This is a genomic window from Hyphomonas sp. FCG-A18, from assembly GCF_045287255.1.
GTDB lineage: Bacteria > Pseudomonadota > Alphaproteobacteria > Caulobacterales > Hyphomonadaceae > Henriciella.
Map to the genome: position 1 here is coordinate 1,336,549 of NZ_CP137142.1, position 17,022 is coordinate 1,353,570.

Here is a 17,022-nt window from a genome sequence, read left to right on the forward strand (position 1 = left end):
AGAGCTTGAACGCCCCAACCGTTCATAAGAAGCCCTTAGACGAAGTTCTGGTTGCGATGGACGTGGTCGACACGTTGCGTCATCGTGATCAGGCCTTGTTGAAAGAGCTGGACCGGACAGGTCGCAAGGCTGACCTCATTAAGCGCCTGCGTGAAATCTATGAAGCGCAAGGTATTGAAGTGCCGGATCATGTGATTGAGCAGGGCGTGAAGGCGTTGGAGGAGCAGCGTTTTCGCTACATCCCGCCGAAAGACTCTTTTTCTGTGCGTCTGGCCAAAATCTATGTCTCCCGGTCCCGCTGGTGGAAGCCAGTGGTTGGTGGTATTGCTGCGATCGGTGTTGCCCTGAGTGTCTATCAGTTCGGCTATGTCGGGCCGCAAAACGCGCGGGCTGAAGCCACCCAAATTGCACTTACAGAGACGCTGCCCCGCGAATTGGCAGAAGCCCGGCAAGCGGCCTTGGAGGTTAGCGAGGATGCGGATGCAGACCGCATGGCCGAGAGCCTATACCAGACGGGCTTGGAGGCGGTGCAGGGGGGTCGTGTCACTAACGCTCGGCAAGCCGTCGAGGGCTTAGAGCAATTGGAAACCGATCTGTCTGCGGTTTATGATGTGCGGGTTGTCTATGGGCCAAATGAACCACGCTCAGGGGTTTTCCGGCTGAACGATGCGGCCGCTCAGGTTACGAACTATTACCTGATTGTCGAAGCGGTTAGCCCGGGTGGTGAACTCGTTACCGTTCCCATTACCAGCGAGGAAGATCGAACCACAAAGCGCGTAACACGTTGGGGACAGCGCGTCAGTGAAGCGGCTTTTGATGAGATTGCTGCGGACAAACAGGATGATCTGATCATCCAGAATGCGGTGATTGGGCAAAAGGCGCGCGGCCAACTCAGTCCCGAATTCCGTGTGACCACGCCCGGCGGCGCGATTCTGGAGTGGTAGGATGAGCAAGACACTAACTGGTCAGCAAGCCTTGCAGGAAATCGACCGCTCCATCGCGCGTCTGCGCCGTAGGGTATCTGATGCTGTTAAGGAATCAGAACTTGCCCATCGCCGCGCTGCCGAAGTCCGTGACGAGCAAGTCATGGCCTATCGAAAGCTCGCAGATATTCGCTTACAAGTGCTTTCTGAAGACGAGGCAACCGAGCTGGATGCCTTGCACAAGCAAGCTGTAAGCTTGCTGGCTGAGCATGATGCCTATGTGTTCGCTGCTGAAGAGAACGTCACTGCCGCGCGCGAACATCTGGATACGCTTGAAGCCTCCAGACTGGAGCAGAGCGAAGGCTTGGCCATTGCCATTGAAGCCTATGAAGCGCTCGTCGGTCGTGTGCAGGAAAAGCTTGCCAAGGATCCTGACTATCAATCCTTGGTCAGCGACTTCGATCAGGCCGAAGCCGTTGTAAAGCGTGCAGGCGAAAAGCTTGCTATTGCCAAGGAAGAAATGCTGGAGAAGGGGGAGCCGTATCGTGAGGACGCGCTCTTCCTGTATCTCTGGCAGCGCGGGTTCCGTACCACGGACTATGAGGGAGGCGGGCTGTTCAGAATGCTGGATGGCTGGGTTGCGAAGCTTTGCAACTATGACGACGCCCGAGCCAATTACAAGCGCCTCAATGACCTGCCAGAGTGGCTGGAAGAGCATCTGGAAGAAGAAGAGCGCAATCTGCAGCAGGCTCGGCAAACACTCGAAACAGCGGAGCAAGATGCCCTTGACCAGGCGGGAGCAGGAGAGGCCAGTGCTGGCATAGCAAAAATTCGGCAACAGCTATCGCACTTAGACACACAGATTGAACAAGCTGAGAAAGATTATGCCGATAAGATTGCCGAGTATGAGCAAAGCCGCGCTGGTGACAGCAAACCGGCTTTAAAAGCCCGCGATCTATTGGAAGCCGGCTTGCGCGGTGCAGCCTTCGCAGACCTCCGCGAACTGGCAGCTGAAACCACAACCCAGCAAGATGATGAGCTGGTCGACCACCTTGTGGCTTTGCGCACAGAAGAACTGGACCTCGAAGTCACACAAGAACAGGACACTGAACGCCCTCGCAGGTTGCAACAGGATTTAGTTGAACTTGAGCAACTCCGACGCGGATTTAAGGCGGCGAGAATGGACAGTGGTTACGCTCAGTTTAAACTAAGTGTCTTCAATGAAGCTTTAGCCGATCTCTCGAGGGGGCTATCGGGAGCGGACGCGGTTTTGCGGCGACTTAAGCGCGGTATGGTCCGGCGTGAACCTAAGACCGAATATGGGTTTGGTGGGGAACGGCGACAGGATACGCTTGGTTTACCAACAATCCTGGGCGGAATTGGTCGGGAAATCCTGCGCGAGGTGGAGCGAGAACTGCGTCACAGCAGTGATGGGTCATATGATCGTCGCTATCGTGGGCGGCCAACCAGGTTTCCAAAATCTCGGTCAGGCTCAAAGCGCAGCCGCAAAGGCAAAGGCGGTGGTTTCAGAACCGGGGGTGGGTTCTAGTCGCCGTTGAGTTCAAACAGTTGAACCTGCGCGTTCTCAAATGACAAACCGAGTTTACCGGATAGCAGAGCCTGCGCTTTTCGGCCAAAAACTTCGTGCCGCCAGCCACTCATGGCAGCAATATCGGTGCTTGTTTCCCCGCGAGCCAGGCGTTCAATATCGGCCGCATTGGCGATCAGACGCGGAACAATATTGGCCTCGTCGCTCACCGCCTTCAACAGAACCTTCAGCATTTCTGGCGCGCCAGCCGGCGTTTCCGGATTATGCTGACGCTTTGGCAGGGCAGGGGCATGGGCTTCAGGGTCGGCAATGGCAGCGTGTACAATGTCTTGCAGGCCTTCAGCATATTTTGACCGAATAAACCCTTTTGGAACCGCCCGCAGGCGTTCAAAAGCCTTTTCGCTCGTTGGTTTCTGGTCGGCGATTTCCTGAATCGCTTCGTCCTTCAGGATGCGCCGACGTGGTTTGTTAAACGCTTGCGCTTGCGCCTCACGCCAACCGGCCACCGCTGCAAAAATAGCGACATACTCCTTTTGTGGCTTTCGAATCTTCAGCCGCTGCCAGGCATTCTCGGGAGATGTGTCATAGAGAGCAGGGTCTTCCATGGCCGCCATCTCTTCATTCACCCAATGTGTGCGGCCAAGTGTCTGGAGGTCGTCCTGCATCTTGGTATAAACATCGCGCAAGAAGGTGACATCGCCCAAGGCGTAAACAAGTTGCTTCTCAGTGAGCGGGCGACGGGTCCAGTCAGTAAATTGACTGGACTTATCAACGCGCTTTTTTAGCACGCGCTGAACGAGATTATCATACGAGATGGAGTCGCCAATCCCGAGCGCCATGGCCGCAATTTGTGTGTCAAAGATTGGCCCGGGTGGATGACCGATGAGCCGCGTAAATATCTCAAGGTCTTGCCGGGCCGCATGAAAAACCTTTACCCGATTTTCTTCGGCGATGAGGTTCAGGAATGGGCCAATATCGAGATCTTCTGACATCGGGTCGATCATGATTTCATAGCCGGGGCAAGACGCCTGGATCAGGCACAGCTCTGGCCAGTAAGTCGTCTCTCTATGGAATTCTGTGTCGACGCACAAAAAGGGGCCTTGCGCTAATCGTTCACAGGCTTTCGCCAAGTCTTCTTGAGTGGTTACGGGCACAAGGGCTTGCTTAGTCATTATGGCCGCATAACGCTATTGTGCTGATTTGGCGAGATTATTGCTGCGGTTGTTCACGCTTTCCGCCGAAGGAGAGAAAGCGCCCGTTTGGTTTCAGGCGGGGCTGTCTCAATAACCGGAGCATCAAAGGTAGTGTCGTCATCTTTCACAACCCAATCCATATCGTCGATGGGTTCTTCTTCCGTGCCGCGGATATTACCTCGCATTGCCTTGACGATATTTGTGATCTCCACGGTTTCAGAGCCATCCTGTCTGGCGTCTTCATGAACATGCTGGCTGGTCGGGCGCGCTGAAGCCGCAAGAGTTCGAAAGATCATACGCATTGGTGTCGGCACCGCGCGACCGAAAGCGATGCACTCGCGATCTGCAAGTGAGGACAGGAAAGCGAGCGACGAGCGCGAAGCATTCGATATCGCTTTCGACATCACATGCTGATCCTCGTCATTTCCGAGCCGCATGGCCATAATCGTATTGCACTGAGACAGGATCGTTGAATCCAGCTCGTGTGGGCGCTGTGTGATCACGGCTAGGGACACGCCATACTTGCGGCCTTCCTTGGCGATGCGCGCAATGGCGGCGCGCGTTGGCGCAAAAGCGGAATCAATATCGGCAGGGATGTAGCGGTGCGCCTCTTCGCAGACAACGAGCGTTTTAACACGAGACTCTGAGGCCAGCGCGAGGTCAAAGGCAAGCCGACACAGAACCGAAGCGATAGAGTTGACGACTTCGGATGGAATACCCGACATCTGGAAAACAGTGATGGGTTTGCCCTGTATCGGGATGCGGTAAATATTACCGAGGACTTTGTCCATACGGTCGGTCGCATTATGCGAGCCAAAAATGAACCCAAAACGAGGGTCGTTAATCGCCGCTTCAAGGCGTGATTTCAGACGACGCAGGCTCAAGCGCCTGATCGCACCGTCGAGCGAACCAATCTCATCATCGAGCAGGCCAAGCAAGTCGGCCAAACGGTATGGCATCGGTGTATCCGCCGTAATGCCAGTCTGAGTTGTCTGTTGACGGCGCAGCGTTTGATTTTTGCCTTCCCGATACAGAATCTTCGCTTTCGGGATAAACTCGCGTAAGGCATCTATTTCTTCGCTATTCTCATCCCGGCCGCGGAAAATAACCTGCGCAAACTCTTCAAGCTCTAGTAGCCAGAAGGGGAGATCCAAATCATTCGCGGTAATCGTATGCGCCTTACTGCCGAAAGCACTCGTATATTCATTGTGAGGGTCAAGGATCAGAATACGCTGTGTTGGACGCTTCTCGATAATCAGATGCAGAAGCAGGGAAACAGCTGTGGATTTACCTGTCCCTGTGGTTCCCACAATGGAGAAATGGCGTGCAAGTAGAGCATCAACAGACATAAGTGCGGGGACATCGCGGCTCTGGCTGAGGCTGCCAATTGTAACTGCGCTTGGGTCCGAAGAGCGATAAATCGCCGTCAGGTCTTCTTTGCGGATACGGTGCGCGACGGCACCCATATAGGGGTAACTGGATATCCCAGAAGAGAAGTATTTTTGCCCTTTGTCATTGGTGCGGACTTCCCCGGCAAGCTCAACAGAAAGCATAATCGAATTCTGCTCTTCGCCCTCCCAATCATCCTTATCGACTTCCACCTGATAAAGCAGTCCCACGACGCGATTAGGACCGACCTGTATGGACAGCTGCTGACCAACCGCCCAGTAATCTTCGGATTCATTGTTGGAGCCAGCCACTGTAACGATTCGGGCGCGTGTTCCGTCACATGAAATCACGTGTCCAATAGAGCGATTACGACGGGACGAGCCTTCTTGCCGTCCTTGCGGTGTACCAGGTGCGGCCTGGTGAGGGGAGGATGAAGACGTTTCCATAATTCCTTTAATGCCCATGAGTGTCTAAAAGGGGCGTTAACTTCTCTGCGCATTTTGCGAGACATGCCCGCATGGCCTTGACATTAGGGGCTTGCGTGCGCCTAAAGCCGCGTTTGATTTATCCTTCCGAAATGGAGCGTCTTATGCACGCCTATCGCAGCCATACTTGCGGCGAACTCCGCCAGTCACATGTCGGTCAATCTGTAAAGCTTTCCGGATGGTTGCACCGTCGCCGGGACCATGGCGGTGTGATGTTTATTGATCTGCGCGATCATTACGGTTTGACGCAGTGCGTTTTTGATCCTGACTTTCCTGCCTTTGAGGTCGTTGAGCGTCTGCGGACGGAGAGTGTTATCACTGTTGAGGGTGAAGTGATTGCCCGGTCTGCGGATCTGATAAACCCAAACCTCGACACGGGTGAGATTGAAGTCCGAATCAAGGAAGCGAGCGTGCAGTCTGAAGCCGCTGAATTGCCGCTGCCAGTCTTTGGTGAGCCGGACTATCCTGAAGATATTCGCCTCAAGCACCGCTATCTCGATCTGCGCCGGGAGACCCTTCACGCAAACATGATTCTGCGTGCTGAGGTGATTGCCTCTATCCGCCGCCGGATGGTGGAGCAGGGCTTTACTGAGTACCAGACCCCGATCCTGACGGCTTCTTCGCCGGAAGGTGCGCGGGACTTCCTCGTGCCATCGCGTTTGCATCCCGGTGAGTTCTACGCGCTGCCGCAAGCGCCACAGCAGTTCAAGCAATTGCTGATGGTCTCTGGCTTTGACCGTTACTTCCAGGTTGCCGCCTGTTTCCGTGACGAAGATGCGCGTGCGGATCGTTCACCGGGTGAGTTCTACCAACTCGACATCGAGATGAGCTTTGTCACCCAAGAAGATGTCTTCCAAGCGATTGAGCCGGTTATGAAGGGCGTGTTCGACGAGTTTGCGGACTGGAAGGGTAAAGGCCGCACAGTGCCGGATGGTCCATTCCCGCGCATCCCGTATGCTGAAGCGATGTCGAAGTATGGCAGCGACAAGCCGGACCTGCGTAACCCGATTGAGCTGGTCGATGTGACTGAATTCTTCGCCGATGACAGCAAGACCGGCTTTGGTATCTTTGCCAAAATCATCAAAGGCGGTGGTAAGGTGATTGCTATCCCTGCGCCAAAGGCGACAGAAACCCAATCGCGGAAATTCTTCGACGACCTCGATAAGTGGGCGAAGAAAGAGATGCAAGCACCGGGCCTTGGCTTTGCGCGTCTTCGTAAGGATGATGACGGTAATGTCGTCAGCCAGGACCCAACCCTGAAGAATTTCGAGGCTGAGCACCTGAAGGCTTTCCTTGAGCATGTCGGCCTGACCGATGGTGACGGCATCTTCTTCTCTGCGGGTAAGAAAAGCGATGCGTATAAGCTGGCTGGCGCGGCGCGGATCAAGGTTGGTGAAGACCTCGATCTGGTCGAGCAGGGCGTTTTCCGGTTCTGCTGGATTGTCGATTTCCCAATGTATGAGTGGGACGAGGACAACAAGAAAGTCGACTTCAGCCATAACCCATTCTCGATGCCGCAAGGTGGTCTGGAGGCGTTAGAAGCGGCGCAGAGCGATGATGATCTGCTGGCGATTAATGCGTTCCAGTATGACATTGTGTGTAACGGGATTGAGCTTTCCTCTGGGGCGATCCGGAACCACCGTCCGGAGATCATGTTGAAAGCCTTTGAGAAGGCCGGTTATGGTCCGGAAGTTGTCGAGGCCGAGTTTGGCGGCATGCTGAACGCGTTCCGTTATGGCGCGCCGCCACATGGCGGGATTGCACCGGGTGTGGACCGCATGGTGATGCTGCTTGCCGATGCTGAGAACATTCGCGATGTCACCCTGTTCCCAATGAACCAGCAGGCCCGTGACCTGATGATGCAGGCGCCAAGCCCGGTCCGCGACGCGCAACTGAAAGAGCTACACATCCGTCTGGCCCCGCAAGTCAAAGACAAATAGGCGTCAGGCTCTATTCGTCCTCTGGCGGCAACCACACAGTGAGTGCCAATCCAAACAGGCAGGCCATCATCAGGCCTGCCACTGCAATATCGACAGGCCCAAGCGCGCCAAGGCCGTTGCTGAGAATGTCAGCGTTGCGAAACCATTGCGTGTGGAAGCTGACATAGAGCAGGGCGGCGTTGAGCATCCACGCGGCTGCAAACAGGGCGCGTTGCCGAATACCATCGCGGGTGATCCAGATCGCGGCGATGAGGAGAAGGCCTGCCGAGACCACATCCTCCAGAATAAGCAGCCACTCGCGTTCAAGCTGGCTCACCCGCCACACTTCGGCGAGGAGCAGAGTGAGGGCTATGCCAATGGCCAACCAACGGAGGGTGCGCAAATTGAACATAGCGTGGCCTTTACAGGTTTTTCTCGTTTGAAAACAGGAGTTTTTGTTTGACCCTGCGCTGAGCGGCTTACGCCGCAGCAGGGCGAAGCGGGTTCCCGATCGTCGCTGCGCTCCTCCGATGAACCAAGCTGAGGGCTCCATCTCTCCACACGCACGGTTCTCTCCGAATATAAAACAGCCTTGAGCCCGGTTCATGCGCCGCAGGCGCGGAACCTGCTTCGTGCTGCTGGCCCGCAGGGCCTCAGGGCAGCATAAAACTCAACACATGCCGAACCGCCAGACCGTCTCTCAACGTCCGTTATAACAGAGCCTAGGCGCGCTCAGAGTGCACGCGACATGACTGCTTGCCTCACGACAAGCGATAGCGCCCAACCTGAGCGCGCCCGCGGTGGCACGTTTTCGGTTGTTTCCCATAGCGCTTTCACACCACAGGTCCGGGCTTTAGCGCTTGCCGGGGCTGAGATCGCTCACCCTCTCGCGCCTTGACCACCCGACTGGTCTGCAAGACCGGGTACGGACCCAAATCAGCAGACACAGACCACCGCTCTCCACTCATTCCTAGCCGCTCTAGAAAGGCCCTGTCATAGAGGGGAGATGCAGGTATTATAGCGCCAAGGATAAGGGGGAGGATTGGTTTCGGATCACTCTCTCAATCCCGCTCCCCACGGCTTGACCGTGCAATCCATCTCCTGAGAATTCGTCCGGGATAAAGGGCAATAACGACCCCTTACCTTATCTCTAAGTGTGGGAGATGGGCTCCACGGTCAGCGCAAGCGCTGCCGTGGAGAGCGTGAGGAGGGAAGCTAAAGCGCGCAAAACACACAGCGACCGCAGGCGCACCTGTGGACGGACGGGGCGCAACGGCTTAGGAGCGGTTTTTGATTTGACCTGCTTTAGACGAGGGCCTCGCCATGTTCGATCTTCGCGCCATTCGTGACAACCCGGACGCTTTTAAAACCGCATGGAACCGCAAGGCCGCAGGCCTCGGCGATGAGACGGTTCCGGCCATCCTGTCGCTGGATGAAAAATTGCGCGCAGCCGTGGCTGAGAAGCAGGAAGCTGAGACCGCGCGGAACACCAAGTCCAAACTGATCGGTAAGGCCAAGGCCAGCGGCAACGAGGAAGAGGCGCAAAGCCTGATGGCTGCGGTTGCTGGTGCTAAAGCCGTGATTGAAGAAGCGGGACGGATTGAAGCCGAGATACAGGCTGAGCTGAATGCGATCCTGATGGGCACGCCGAACCTGCCATTGGCCGAAGTGCCGATGGGTGAGGATGAGGCGGGCAACGTCCAGCAAGGCAATGGTTGGGGTACGCCGAAAACCTACGATTTTGAAGTGAAGGATCATGCCGACCTCGGCGCGGACCTGAAGAATGGGCTTGGCCAGTCGCTGATGGATTTTGAAGCTGCTGCGGCGATGTCTGGCGCACGCTTTGTGGCGCTGCGCGGCGGGCTGGCCAAATTGGAGCGGGCGCTGTCAGCGTTTATGCTCGACACGCAGACGGGTCAGAATGGCTATGAGGAAGTCTCTCCGCCGCTGCTGGTGCGGGATAATGCGCTAGAAGGGACAGGGCAGCTTCCGAAGTTTGAGGAGGATTTGTTTGCTACAACTCCAGACTATCTGCTTACAGAATCTGGTGATTTTCTTACTACTGAATCAGGCCATCGAATTGTGCTGGAGAATGGTCATTACCTAATACCCACCGCTGAAGTTCCCCTCACCAATCTCGTACGCGAGAAAATCCTGTCTGAGGATCAACTCCCGATGCGGATGACGGCGCATACGCCATGCTTCCGCTCTGAGGCCGGCAGTGCCGGGCGCGATACCAAGGGCATGATCCGCCTGCATCAGTTTAACAAGGTGGAGCTGGTCTCTATCGTTCGGGATGAAGCCGAAGGCCTTGAAGAGCTGGAGCGGATGACGCGCTGCGCTGAGGGTATTCTGGAGGCGCTGGAGCTGCCATATCGCCGGATGCTGCTGTGTACGGGCGATATGGGCTTTGGCGCGCGCAAGACGTATGACCTTGAGGTCTGGTTGCCGAGCCAGAACACGTATCGTGAGATCAGCTCTTGCTCTTATTGCGGAGACTTTCAAGCGCGCCGGATGAAAGCGCGCTGGCGCCCGGATGCGAGCGAGGAGAATCAGAAGCCAAAGCCGGAATTTGTGCATACGCTGAATGGCTCTGGTCTGGCTGTGGGGCGGACTTTGGTGGCGGTGCTGGAGAACTACCAGAATGCCGATGGCTCGATCACGGTGCCAGAAGTGTTGCGCCCCTATATGGGCGGGCTTGAGGTCATCGCTTAATGCGTATCCTGCTGACCAATGATGACGGCATCAATGCGCCGGGCCTTGGTGTGCTCGAAAGCATCGCGCGGGAGCTGAGCGATGATATCTGGATTGTCGCGCCGGAGCTGGAACAGTCGGGCAAGGGCAGGGCGATCTCGCTGACCGAGTTTGTCCGCGTGCGCGAGCTGGAGCCGCAGCGCTATGCCGTGAATGGCACGCCGAGCGATTGTGTTTTACTGGCGCTGGATGAGCTGATGCCACAGCGGCCGGACTTGATCCTGTCTGGTGTGAATGCCGGGCAGAACATTGCTGAGGATACGACTTTCTCTGGGACGATTGCAGCGGCCTTGTTCGGAATGCAACACGGCGTGCCGAGTATGGCGCTGAGCCAGTCCAAAGGCTTTCAGAACCCGCATTCCTGCCCCTGGGAAACACCTACGGCGTGGGGCGCGAAAGTCCTGGCGCCGCTGATCGAAAAGGGCTGGCCGGACGATTTGATCCTGAACGTCAATTTCCCCGATCGTGCCCCGGATGAGGTTAAAGGCGTGATGATGACGCGGCAGGGTTTTCGTGATGAGCGGATCATTCGCACTGAAGGGCGCGAGGATTTGCGTGGCAATGCCTATTACTGGATTGGCTATCGCGGGAAGCTGTCTAACCCGGATGAGGGGACGGACCTGCGCGCAATCTATGACGGCTATGTCTCTGTCTCACCACTGCATGTGGATTTGACGCATGAGACGTTTTTGGCTGAGATGCGCGCGAGTTTTGATAGCTAAGCCATGGCCGACCTGATCCCTGATCCGCTGCGCGCAGCCCGCCTGATCCTGCAATTGCGACGGCAGGGCATCACCAATGATGCAGTTTTGTCAGCGCTGGAAACGGTCGATCGTGGCGCGTTTGTGGATGCCAAGCTGGCTGAACTGGCGAATGAGGATTGCAGCGTGCCGATTGCCTGCGGGCAGACGATTCCACGCCCACTGGTGACGGCACAGCTGTTGAGTGCGCTGTCGATTTCGCCGGGGAAAGAAGAACGGATTTTGCTGGTTGGATCGGGCAGTGGCTATACCGCCGCTCTGCTCGCCCATAGTGCCCGTCATGTTTATGGGATTGAACGCTACAAGAAGCTCGTGGGCCAATCGCGGGAGCGGCTATCGCGGCTTGGCGTCGAGAATGTGACGATCCGCCATGGCGATGGCTTGCAGGGCTTGTCCGAGCATGGGCCGTTTGACCGAATCTTGTTGTGTGGGGCAGTAACGACCATCCCTCGTGAGCTGTTGGAGCAGCTCTCCAAGGATGGCATTCTGGTGACGCCACTCAATGAAAGCGACACCCAGGTTTTGCGTATCCTCAACGCTGAGCGACATGTCAGTGATCAGCCAATCGCAAATCCGCTATCAGCGCTGGTGGCTGGAAAGGCAGATCACTTTTAGCACGGTGATTATTCTGTGGTGACCTGACCACATTCGCCCTCAGCTGCGACGCTGACACCAGCGCCAGCCGCCGCACAAGCATTGCCGTAAGTCTGGCCGTTACAGCCGCATACCGGAGCATATTCCTGCGTGCAGATCTCTGGCTTGGGCTGGCAGGTGCCTGCGCCATCCATAATTTCCAGACACTGACCAACGGGTTGCTTGCAATAGTAGCCTGAAGGGCACTGTATCGCAGCAAAGCCGCCGCAATCAGCGCCGGCTGCATCCGGGGCAGGGGGTGGCGATGTATCAATGACAGCATCTGTCGCTTCAGAGGTTGAAGTATCTGTTGCGGGAGCATCATCACCAGACCCACCACAGGCGGTCAGTGCAAATGCGGCTAAACCGATAAAGAGTGCTCTCATGGTACTCCCCTTAAGTCCCATCGTGAGTCGCAACATAGATAAAAAAACCGGCAAGGCCAGAGGGCATTGCCGGTTTGATGTTGGTTTATGGCGAGCTGCCTTAAGCTTTGGCAGCGGCTTCCTGCAAGCGGGCAAAGATGTTCTGGCCATGACCGGAGCCACTGTCGAAATGTGTCTGCGTCGATGTGTCCGTAATCTCGTCCCACTTTGCGGCCACCGCCTCAGCGGTCAGGGCGTCCCCTTGGCCAACAAAGGCCCCATTGGTTTCGACAATCTGTGCCATGGAGAAGGCGCCGGCACCCGCTGACAGGATCATGCCGGTCGGTGCGTCGTCTTTCACAAGGTTCATAACACCCGGTGTGACATATTCAGGTTTGAGGTTGTCGAGCATCGCCTGTGGCATCAGGCCTTCCGTCATGCGGGTTGCCGCGATTGGGCAGACCGCATTGACCTTGATGTTGTTTTTCGCGCCTTCAATTTTCAGCGTGTTCATCATACCAACAACGCCAAGCTTGCCCGCGCCATAATTGGCTTGACCAAAATTGCCGTAAAGGCCTGTGGAAGAGGTGGTCACGACGATCCGGCCGTAATTCTGCTCTTTCATGATGTTCCAGGCGGCGTGAACCGGCTTAAATGTGCCCCGCAGGTGGACATCAAGGACAAGGTTGATGTCGTCCATTGTCATCTTCGAGAAAGACTTGTCGCGCAGGATGCCAGCATTGGCGATGATGATGTCGATCCGGCCAAAAGCGTTCATCGTGTCATCAATCATTTTCTGAACGCCAGCGTCATCGGAAACAGACGAGCCATTGGCAATCGCCTCCCCGCCCATCGCCTTGATCTCTGCAACAACTTCTTCAGCTGCAGCGGAATTACCGCCCGTACCATCCATGCTGCCACCAAGGTCGTTGATCACGAGTTTTGCCCCGCGACGCGCCAATTCCAGCGCGTGCTGCTTACCGAGGCCTCCGCCCGCACCGGTTACAATCGCGACGCGGTCGTCAAAACGAATCTCTGACATGGGAAATCTCCTGTCTTTCTGTCTGTTCGGAATACCAGAGCCTTGCACCATCCGCTCACGTAAACGTCAACGGGCGACGCTGCGTTACCTCTTGCCAGCATGCAGGCCGCGTGGTGGCTGGTCGGCTCCACATTGCTATCACAGGAGGCGGATATGCTCGCTTATGTTACCCTTGGATCCAATAATACTGAAAAAGCGCTTGAATTTTATGATGCCGTTCTCGGTGAAATGGGTGTGAAGCGCTTTTTTGATAATGAGCGTCTCTATTTCTATGGCACAGCACCCGGACAACCGATGTTTGCCATTGGCGGCACTTATGACGAGAAAGAAGCGACCTGTGGTAATGGCGTCATGCCAGCGATTGCTGCGCCAGATAATGAGACGGTTGATCGGGTTTATAAGAAGGCGCTGGAGATGGGCGCAACCGATGATGGCGCGCCGGGAAATCGCCTGCCGACTTTCTATGGCGCTTATTTCCGTGACCTTGATGGACACAAGATTTGCATCTGTAAGCTCGGCTAGGGTGACATTGCTGTGACAACAGGACTGGCCCGCTCGTGCAGAGCGGGCTAGGTCTTTGTGTGGTAACGACACAGCGGAGGAGATGCCAATGGAATGGGGCTGGGATAATGCGCGGGCCTTTTTAGGCATAGCCATGATATTTGCGATCGCCTGGGGGCTGTCTGAGAACAAGAAGGCGTTTCCATGGAAACTTGTTCTTGGGGCTGTGGCGATCCAGTTTGGCTTTGCCCTGATCCTGTTTGGTATTCCCATCATCCGCGAAGCCTTGTTTGCGGCGAATATTGTCGTCGATAGCCTGATCGCGGCGACCGCGTATGGTACGAATTTTGTTTTTGGTCCGGTCTTCGGGACACAAGCGGGCTGGGAAGAGCTGACAGGTCAGCCAGGGCCGATCTTTGCGGTTCACCTCTTGCCTCTGATTATTGTGGTCGCCGCACTTTCAGCGATCCTGTGGCACTGGCATATCCTGCGTTGGGTCACGAAGGGTTTTGCCTCAATCTTCCGTCGCTTCATGGGGCTTGGCGGGGCAACCTCTCTGGCGGTTTCGGCCAACGTGTTCATGGGCATGACAGAAGCGCCGGTCCTGATCAAACCTTATATTAAGGGCATGACGCGCTCTGAAATTTTCATCCTGATGACAGCGGGCTTTGCGACCGTGGCGGGCAGTGTGCTCGTACTCTATGGCGTGTTCTTGCAGGATGTGTTGCCGAATGCGCTGGGTCAGCTGCTGGCCGCGTCTCTGATTGCGGCCCCAGCGGCTGTGGCTCTGGCACTGGTCATGATCCCGGAAACGGTGGACGAGAAGCAGCGCGCGCATGAGCCGGATTTTGAATATGAGTCGACCATGGACGCGTTTGCGACAGGGGCGTCGGACGGTCTGAAGATCCTCGCAAACATTGTGACCATGCTGATTGCGGCGTTTGCGTTGCTGTATCTGGTCAATGCTGGCCTTGGCGCATTGCCCGAGGTGGGGGGCGCGAAACTCTCGATTGAACGAATCCTCGGCTGGGTGTTTGCCCCGATCATGTACATGGTTGGTGTGCCGCTGAATGAGGCTGCGCAATCTGGGTCGCTTATCGGAATCAAGACGGTGCTGACCGAGTTTGTCGCCTTCCTGCAATTGTCTGGTGAGGCTGGCGAAGGACTATCAGAACGCTCGGCCATGATCACCGCGCACGCAATTTGTGGCTTTGCCAACTTTGGCTCTATCGGCATCCTGATTGGCGGTCTGTCCATTATTGAGCCAAGCCGGCGTTCGACCTTCCTTGAGCTGGCATGGAAGACGCTTGTGGCGGGGACACTGGCGACATGTCTGTCTGGCGCGGTTGTTGGAGCTTTGCCAGCAAACCTGTTCTTTGGTGGATAAATGTATCGTCTGATTTGTAGTACTGCCCTCGCACTTGCTTTGGTTCCGATGTCCATCAGTGCGCAGGAAGATACTGTATTACCTTGTTCCAAAGCACAAAAAAAAGGCGTCGGAGGGGTTTGCATTGGTGAAGACGGTGAGCAGAAAATATGGTGGGTCTCGCGTTTTTTAGACCCTGTTGAGGTTCTAGGTTTACGTCAGATGACTGAACCTGGCAGTATTACAGTACTGAGTGCTTCTGCTATTTCCGATATCAACGCCGACCACCCGGCTGAAGTGTTGAACATCCTGCCGGGTGTGAACATTCAGATGAATTCCGGGCAGGAGCATTTGCTGGCTATCCGCTCACCCGTGCTCAATGCCGGGGCGGGGCAGGGTAGCTTCCTGATCCTTGAGAATGGCGTGCCGACGCGGTCCCCGGCCTTTGGCAATGTGAACATGTTGCTGGAGCCACACCATGAGGTGGCCGAAGCAATTGAGGTGATCCGCGGACCGGGCTCAGCAGCTTATGGCTCGAATGCGGTGCATGGTCTGGTGAACATCATTCTTGAGGAGACCGTGCCCGGGCCTGAGCTTGACCTGCGCGGCAGCGTTTCCAGCTTGAACCGATACAAAGCCGATATCATTGGCCGTGGTGAGCGTTTTCAAGGGGCGTTATCTGTTCTGGATGAGACGGGGTGGCGCGATGATACCGGAACGGTGCAGATCAAAGCGTCAGGTTTAACAGAGGCTGAGTTTGGTGAGTGGGATGTCACGGCGTGGGCGTCTGCATCCAAGCTGGAACAGGAAACGGCTGGCTTCATCGAAGGCGACAAGGCTTATCGCGATCGTGATCTGGCACGGTCCAACCCGAATCCGGAGGCTTATCGCAATGCGGACTCCCTGCGCGCCGCGGTTCGGTTTGAGCGCGATGTGCTTGAGGGCGAGTTGACGCTGACCCCGTTTGTGCGCTGGCAGGAGATGGAGTTTAGCCAGCACTTTCTGCCCAATGGCGGTGTAGAGACGAATGGCCATACCGGGGCGGGCCTTATGGCCGCCTATACGCAGGAGTTGAGTGATAGGGTGACCTTCACGCTGGGCGGGGATGTCGATTTTGCGCGGGGCTTCCTCACAGAGGTCCAACCCGAGCCGTTTGGCTTCTTTCCCGGTGACAGTCGTTTCCCGCAAGGGCTGCACTATGACTATAGCGTCGAGACTCAGATGGGCGCGCTATGGGGCGAGTTGGACTGGGCACTATCTGAAGACGTACGCCTCGTGGCCGGGCTGCGCGGTGAGGCCCATGCTTATGATTATGAGACGGATGCCCCGGTTGGGGTCAATGGGCGCTTCAATGTTGTCGCTGACCGTAGTGATGACTTCTCCTTTGTCACACCCAAGCTGGGTGTGATCTGGGATGCGAGTGATGATGTTTCGCTATACGCTAATTACGCACGCGGGGCGCGGGCGCCGCAGGCAAGTGACCTCTATCGCCTGCAATCCCAGCAAGTCGCTGGCGAGGTGAAAGTCGAAACGCTGGACAGTTTTGAGATTGGTGCGCGGGGGCAAGCGCTGGATGGGCGGTTGCTGTTCGATATTGCCGCCTATGCCCTCGACAAGGATAATTTCTATTTCCGTGATTCTGATCGGCTGAATGTGCCGAACGGCTCGACGGAGCATTTCGGGATTGAAGCGCAAGGCGTGTTCGACCTGACAGACACGCTACGGATGCAGGGCAATGTCAGCTGGTCAGACCAGTCGTATACATTCACGCGTGTGACCGGCAGTGCATCCGAAACAATTACGGATGGCAATCAGATTGACACCGCGCCGGAATGGTTGGGCGATCTGGCGCTGATCTGGGAAGCGACGGAGGATTTGGAGCTGGCCCTCTCAGCTGAATATGTCGGGGAGTATTTCACCAATCCGGCGAACACGCGGACCTATCCGGGGCATACGCTGACCAATCTACGCGCCAGCTATATGTTGAACGACTCTTTCGAGCTGTTTGGCATCGTGCGGAATGTGTTTGATCTGGAATATGCCGACCGCGCCGATTTTGCGTTTGGCAGCGAGCGCTACTTCCCGGGTGAACCGCTCAATCTGACAGTCGGTATAAGAAAACAAATCGGAGGAAATTAAAAA

The 17,022-nt window shown here is 56.0% G+C and carries 15 protein-coding genes; 10 read left to right on the top strand and 5 right to left on the bottom strand.

Annotated features, from left to right (window positions below; all coding sequences use genetic code 11):
- The first annotated feature begins 5 nt into the window (after window positions 1-5).
- Both RYZ27_RS06660 and RYZ27_RS06665 read left to right on the top strand, forming a co-directional pair.
- The gene (locus RYZ27_RS06660; RefSeq protein ID WP_406681604.1) at window positions 6-944 is read left to right on the top strand and encodes a DUF6384 family protein; all 939 of its coding nucleotides are present in this window, start codon (window positions 6-8) and stop codon (window positions 942-944) included.
- A 1-nt stretch (window position 945) separates the two neighbouring features.
- On the top strand, window positions 946-2,472 hold the full coding sequence (locus RYZ27_RS06665; RefSeq protein WP_406681605.1) for a hypothetical protein: 1,527 nt from the start codon (window positions 946-948) through the stop codon (window positions 2,470-2,472).
- Here the strand turns inward: RYZ27_RS06665 and rnd are convergent.
- On the bottom strand, window positions 2,469-3,644 hold the full coding sequence (gene rnd / locus RYZ27_RS06670) for a ribonuclease D (protein WP_406681606.1): 1,176 nt from the start codon (window positions 3,642-3,644) through the stop codon (window positions 2,469-2,471). The genes RYZ27_RS06665 and rnd overlap by 4 nt on opposite strands.
- A gap of 53 nt (window positions 3,645-3,697) precedes the next feature.
- A complete protein-coding gene (locus RYZ27_RS06675) occupies window positions 3,698-5,500 on the bottom strand; it encodes an ATP-binding protein (RefSeq protein ID WP_406681608.1) in 1,803 nt (600 codons plus the stop codon).
- Between the two features lie 143 nt (window positions 5,501-5,643).
- On the opposite strand from RYZ27_RS06675, the gene aspS reads away from it, so the two are divergent.
- Window positions 5,644-7,479, top strand: a complete 1,836-nt coding sequence (aspS, locus tag RYZ27_RS06680; protein WP_406681609.1) for an aspartate--tRNA ligase — start codon at window positions 5,644-5,646, stop codon at window positions 7,477-7,479.
- 10 nt (window positions 7,480-7,489) lie between these two features.
- Here the strand turns inward: aspS and RYZ27_RS06685 are convergent, their stop codons facing one another.
- Window positions 7,490-7,870, bottom strand: coding sequence for a hypothetical protein (locus RYZ27_RS06685; RefSeq protein ID WP_406681610.1), 381 nt, complete (start codon window positions 7,868-7,870; stop codon window positions 7,490-7,492).
- A gap of 336 nt (window positions 7,871-8,206) precedes the next feature.
- Between RYZ27_RS06685 and RYZ27_RS06690 the strand changes: the two genes are divergently transcribed.
- From RYZ27_RS06690 to RYZ27_RS06705, 4 genes are all read left to right on the top strand, one after another.
- Complete coding sequence (locus RYZ27_RS06690) at window positions 8,207-8,356, top strand: hypothetical protein (protein ID WP_406681611.1); 150 nt, start codon at window positions 8,207-8,209, stop codon at window positions 8,354-8,356.
- Between the two features lie 425 nt (window positions 8,357-8,781).
- A complete protein-coding gene (gene serS, locus RYZ27_RS06695) occupies window positions 8,782-10,173 on the top strand; it encodes a serine--tRNA ligase (RefSeq protein WP_406681612.1) in 1,392 nt (463 codons plus the stop codon).
- Window positions 10,173-10,934, top strand: coding sequence for a 5'/3'-nucleotidase SurE (surE, locus tag RYZ27_RS06700; RefSeq protein ID WP_406681613.1), 762 nt, complete (start codon window positions 10,173-10,175; stop codon window positions 10,932-10,934). Before serS ends, surE begins: the two co-directional genes overlap by 1 nt.
- A gap of 3 nt (window positions 10,935-10,937) precedes the next feature.
- Complete coding sequence (locus RYZ27_RS06705) at window positions 10,938-11,588, top strand: protein-L-isoaspartate(D-aspartate) O-methyltransferase (RefSeq protein WP_406681614.1); 651 nt, start codon at window positions 10,938-10,940, stop codon at window positions 11,586-11,588.
- 8 nt (window positions 11,589-11,596) lie between these two features.
- Here RYZ27_RS06705 and RYZ27_RS06710 read toward each other — a convergent pair whose 3' ends face one another.
- A complete protein-coding gene (locus RYZ27_RS06710; RefSeq protein WP_406681615.1) occupies window positions 11,597-11,992 on the bottom strand; it encodes a Kazal-type serine protease inhibitor domain-containing protein in 396 nt (131 codons plus the stop codon).
- A gap of 100 nt (window positions 11,993-12,092) precedes the next feature.
- On the bottom strand, window positions 12,093-13,013 hold the full coding sequence (locus RYZ27_RS06715) for an SDR family NAD(P)-dependent oxidoreductase (RefSeq protein ID WP_406681616.1): 921 nt from the start codon (window positions 13,011-13,013) through the stop codon (window positions 12,093-12,095).
- A gap of 153 nt (window positions 13,014-13,166) precedes the next feature.
- On the opposite strand from RYZ27_RS06715, the gene RYZ27_RS06720 reads away from it, so the two are divergent.
- The 3 genes from RYZ27_RS06720 to RYZ27_RS06730 all read left to right on the top strand — a co-directional run bounded on the left by RYZ27_RS06720 (window position 13,167) and on the right by RYZ27_RS06730 (window position 17,019).
- Window positions 13,167-13,535, top strand: coding sequence for a VOC family protein (locus RYZ27_RS06720; RefSeq protein WP_406681617.1), 369 nt, complete (start codon window positions 13,167-13,169; stop codon window positions 13,533-13,535).
- Window positions 13,536-13,623: 88 nt separating this feature from the next.
- Window positions 13,624-14,901: a NupC/NupG family nucleoside CNT transporter gene (locus RYZ27_RS06725; RefSeq protein WP_406681618.1), complete on the top strand. Its 1,278-nt coding sequence runs from the start codon at window positions 13,624-13,626 to the stop codon at window positions 14,899-14,901.
- Window positions 14,902-15,102: 201 nt separating this feature from the next.
- Window positions 15,103-17,019 carry a TonB-dependent receptor gene (locus RYZ27_RS06730; RefSeq protein ID WP_406681619.1) on the top strand — a complete coding sequence of 639 codons (1,917 nt, stop codon included), beginning with the start codon at window positions 15,103-15,105 and terminating at the stop codon, window positions 17,017-17,019.
- Window positions 17,020-17,022 lie beyond the last annotated feature (3 nt).

What these genes read in the sequence shown, in the direction of transcription:
- RYZ27_RS06710 (WP_406681615.1), bottom strand. Translation starts at nt 11,992, where the DNA reads ATGAGAGCACTCTTTATCGGTTTAGCCGCATTTGCACTGACCGCCTGT.
- RYZ27_RS06705 (WP_406681614.1), top strand. Translation starts at nt 10,938, where the DNA reads ATGGCCGACCTGATCCCTGATCCGCTGCGCGCAGCCCGCCTGATCCTG.
- RYZ27_RS06690 (WP_406681611.1), top strand. Translation starts at nt 8,207, where the DNA reads ATGACTGCTTGCCTCACGACAAGCGATAGCGCCCAACCTGAGCGCGCC.
- RYZ27_RS06685 (WP_406681610.1), bottom strand. Translation starts at nt 7,870, where the DNA reads ATGTTCAATTTGCGCACCCTCCGTTGGTTGGCCATTGGCATAGCCCTC.
- aspS (WP_406681609.1), top strand. Translation starts at nt 5,644, where the DNA reads ATGCACGCCTATCGCAGCCATACTTGCGGCGAACTCCGCCAGTCACAT.
- RYZ27_RS06720 (WP_406681617.1), top strand. Translation starts at nt 13,167, where the DNA reads ATGCTCGCTTATGTTACCCTTGGATCCAATAATACTGAAAAAGCGCTT.
- RYZ27_RS06730 (WP_406681619.1), top strand. Translation starts at nt 15,103, where the DNA reads ATGACTGAACCTGGCAGTATTACAGTACTGAGTGCTTCTGCTATTTCC.
- rnd (WP_406681606.1), bottom strand. Translation starts at nt 3,644, where the DNA reads ATGACTAAGCAAGCCCTTGTGCCCGTAACCACTCAAGAAGACTTGGCG.
- RYZ27_RS06665 (WP_406681605.1), top strand. Translation starts at nt 946, where the DNA reads ATGAGCAAGACACTAACTGGTCAGCAAGCCTTGCAGGAAATCGACCGC.
- serS (WP_406681612.1), top strand. Translation starts at nt 8,782, where the DNA reads ATGTTCGATCTTCGCGCCATTCGTGACAACCCGGACGCTTTTAAAACC.
- surE (WP_406681613.1), top strand. Translation starts at nt 10,173, where the DNA reads ATGCGTATCCTGCTGACCAATGATGACGGCATCAATGCGCCGGGCCTT.
- RYZ27_RS06675 (WP_406681608.1), bottom strand. Translation starts at nt 5,500, where the DNA reads ATGGAAACGTCTTCATCCTCCCCTCACCAGGCCGCACCTGGTACACCG.
- RYZ27_RS06715 (WP_406681616.1), bottom strand. Translation starts at nt 13,013, where the DNA reads ATGTCAGAGATTCGTTTTGACGACCGCGTCGCGATTGTAACCGGTGCG.
- RYZ27_RS06725 (WP_406681618.1), top strand. Translation starts at nt 13,624, where the DNA reads ATGGAATGGGGCTGGGATAATGCGCGGGCCTTTTTAGGCATAGCCATG.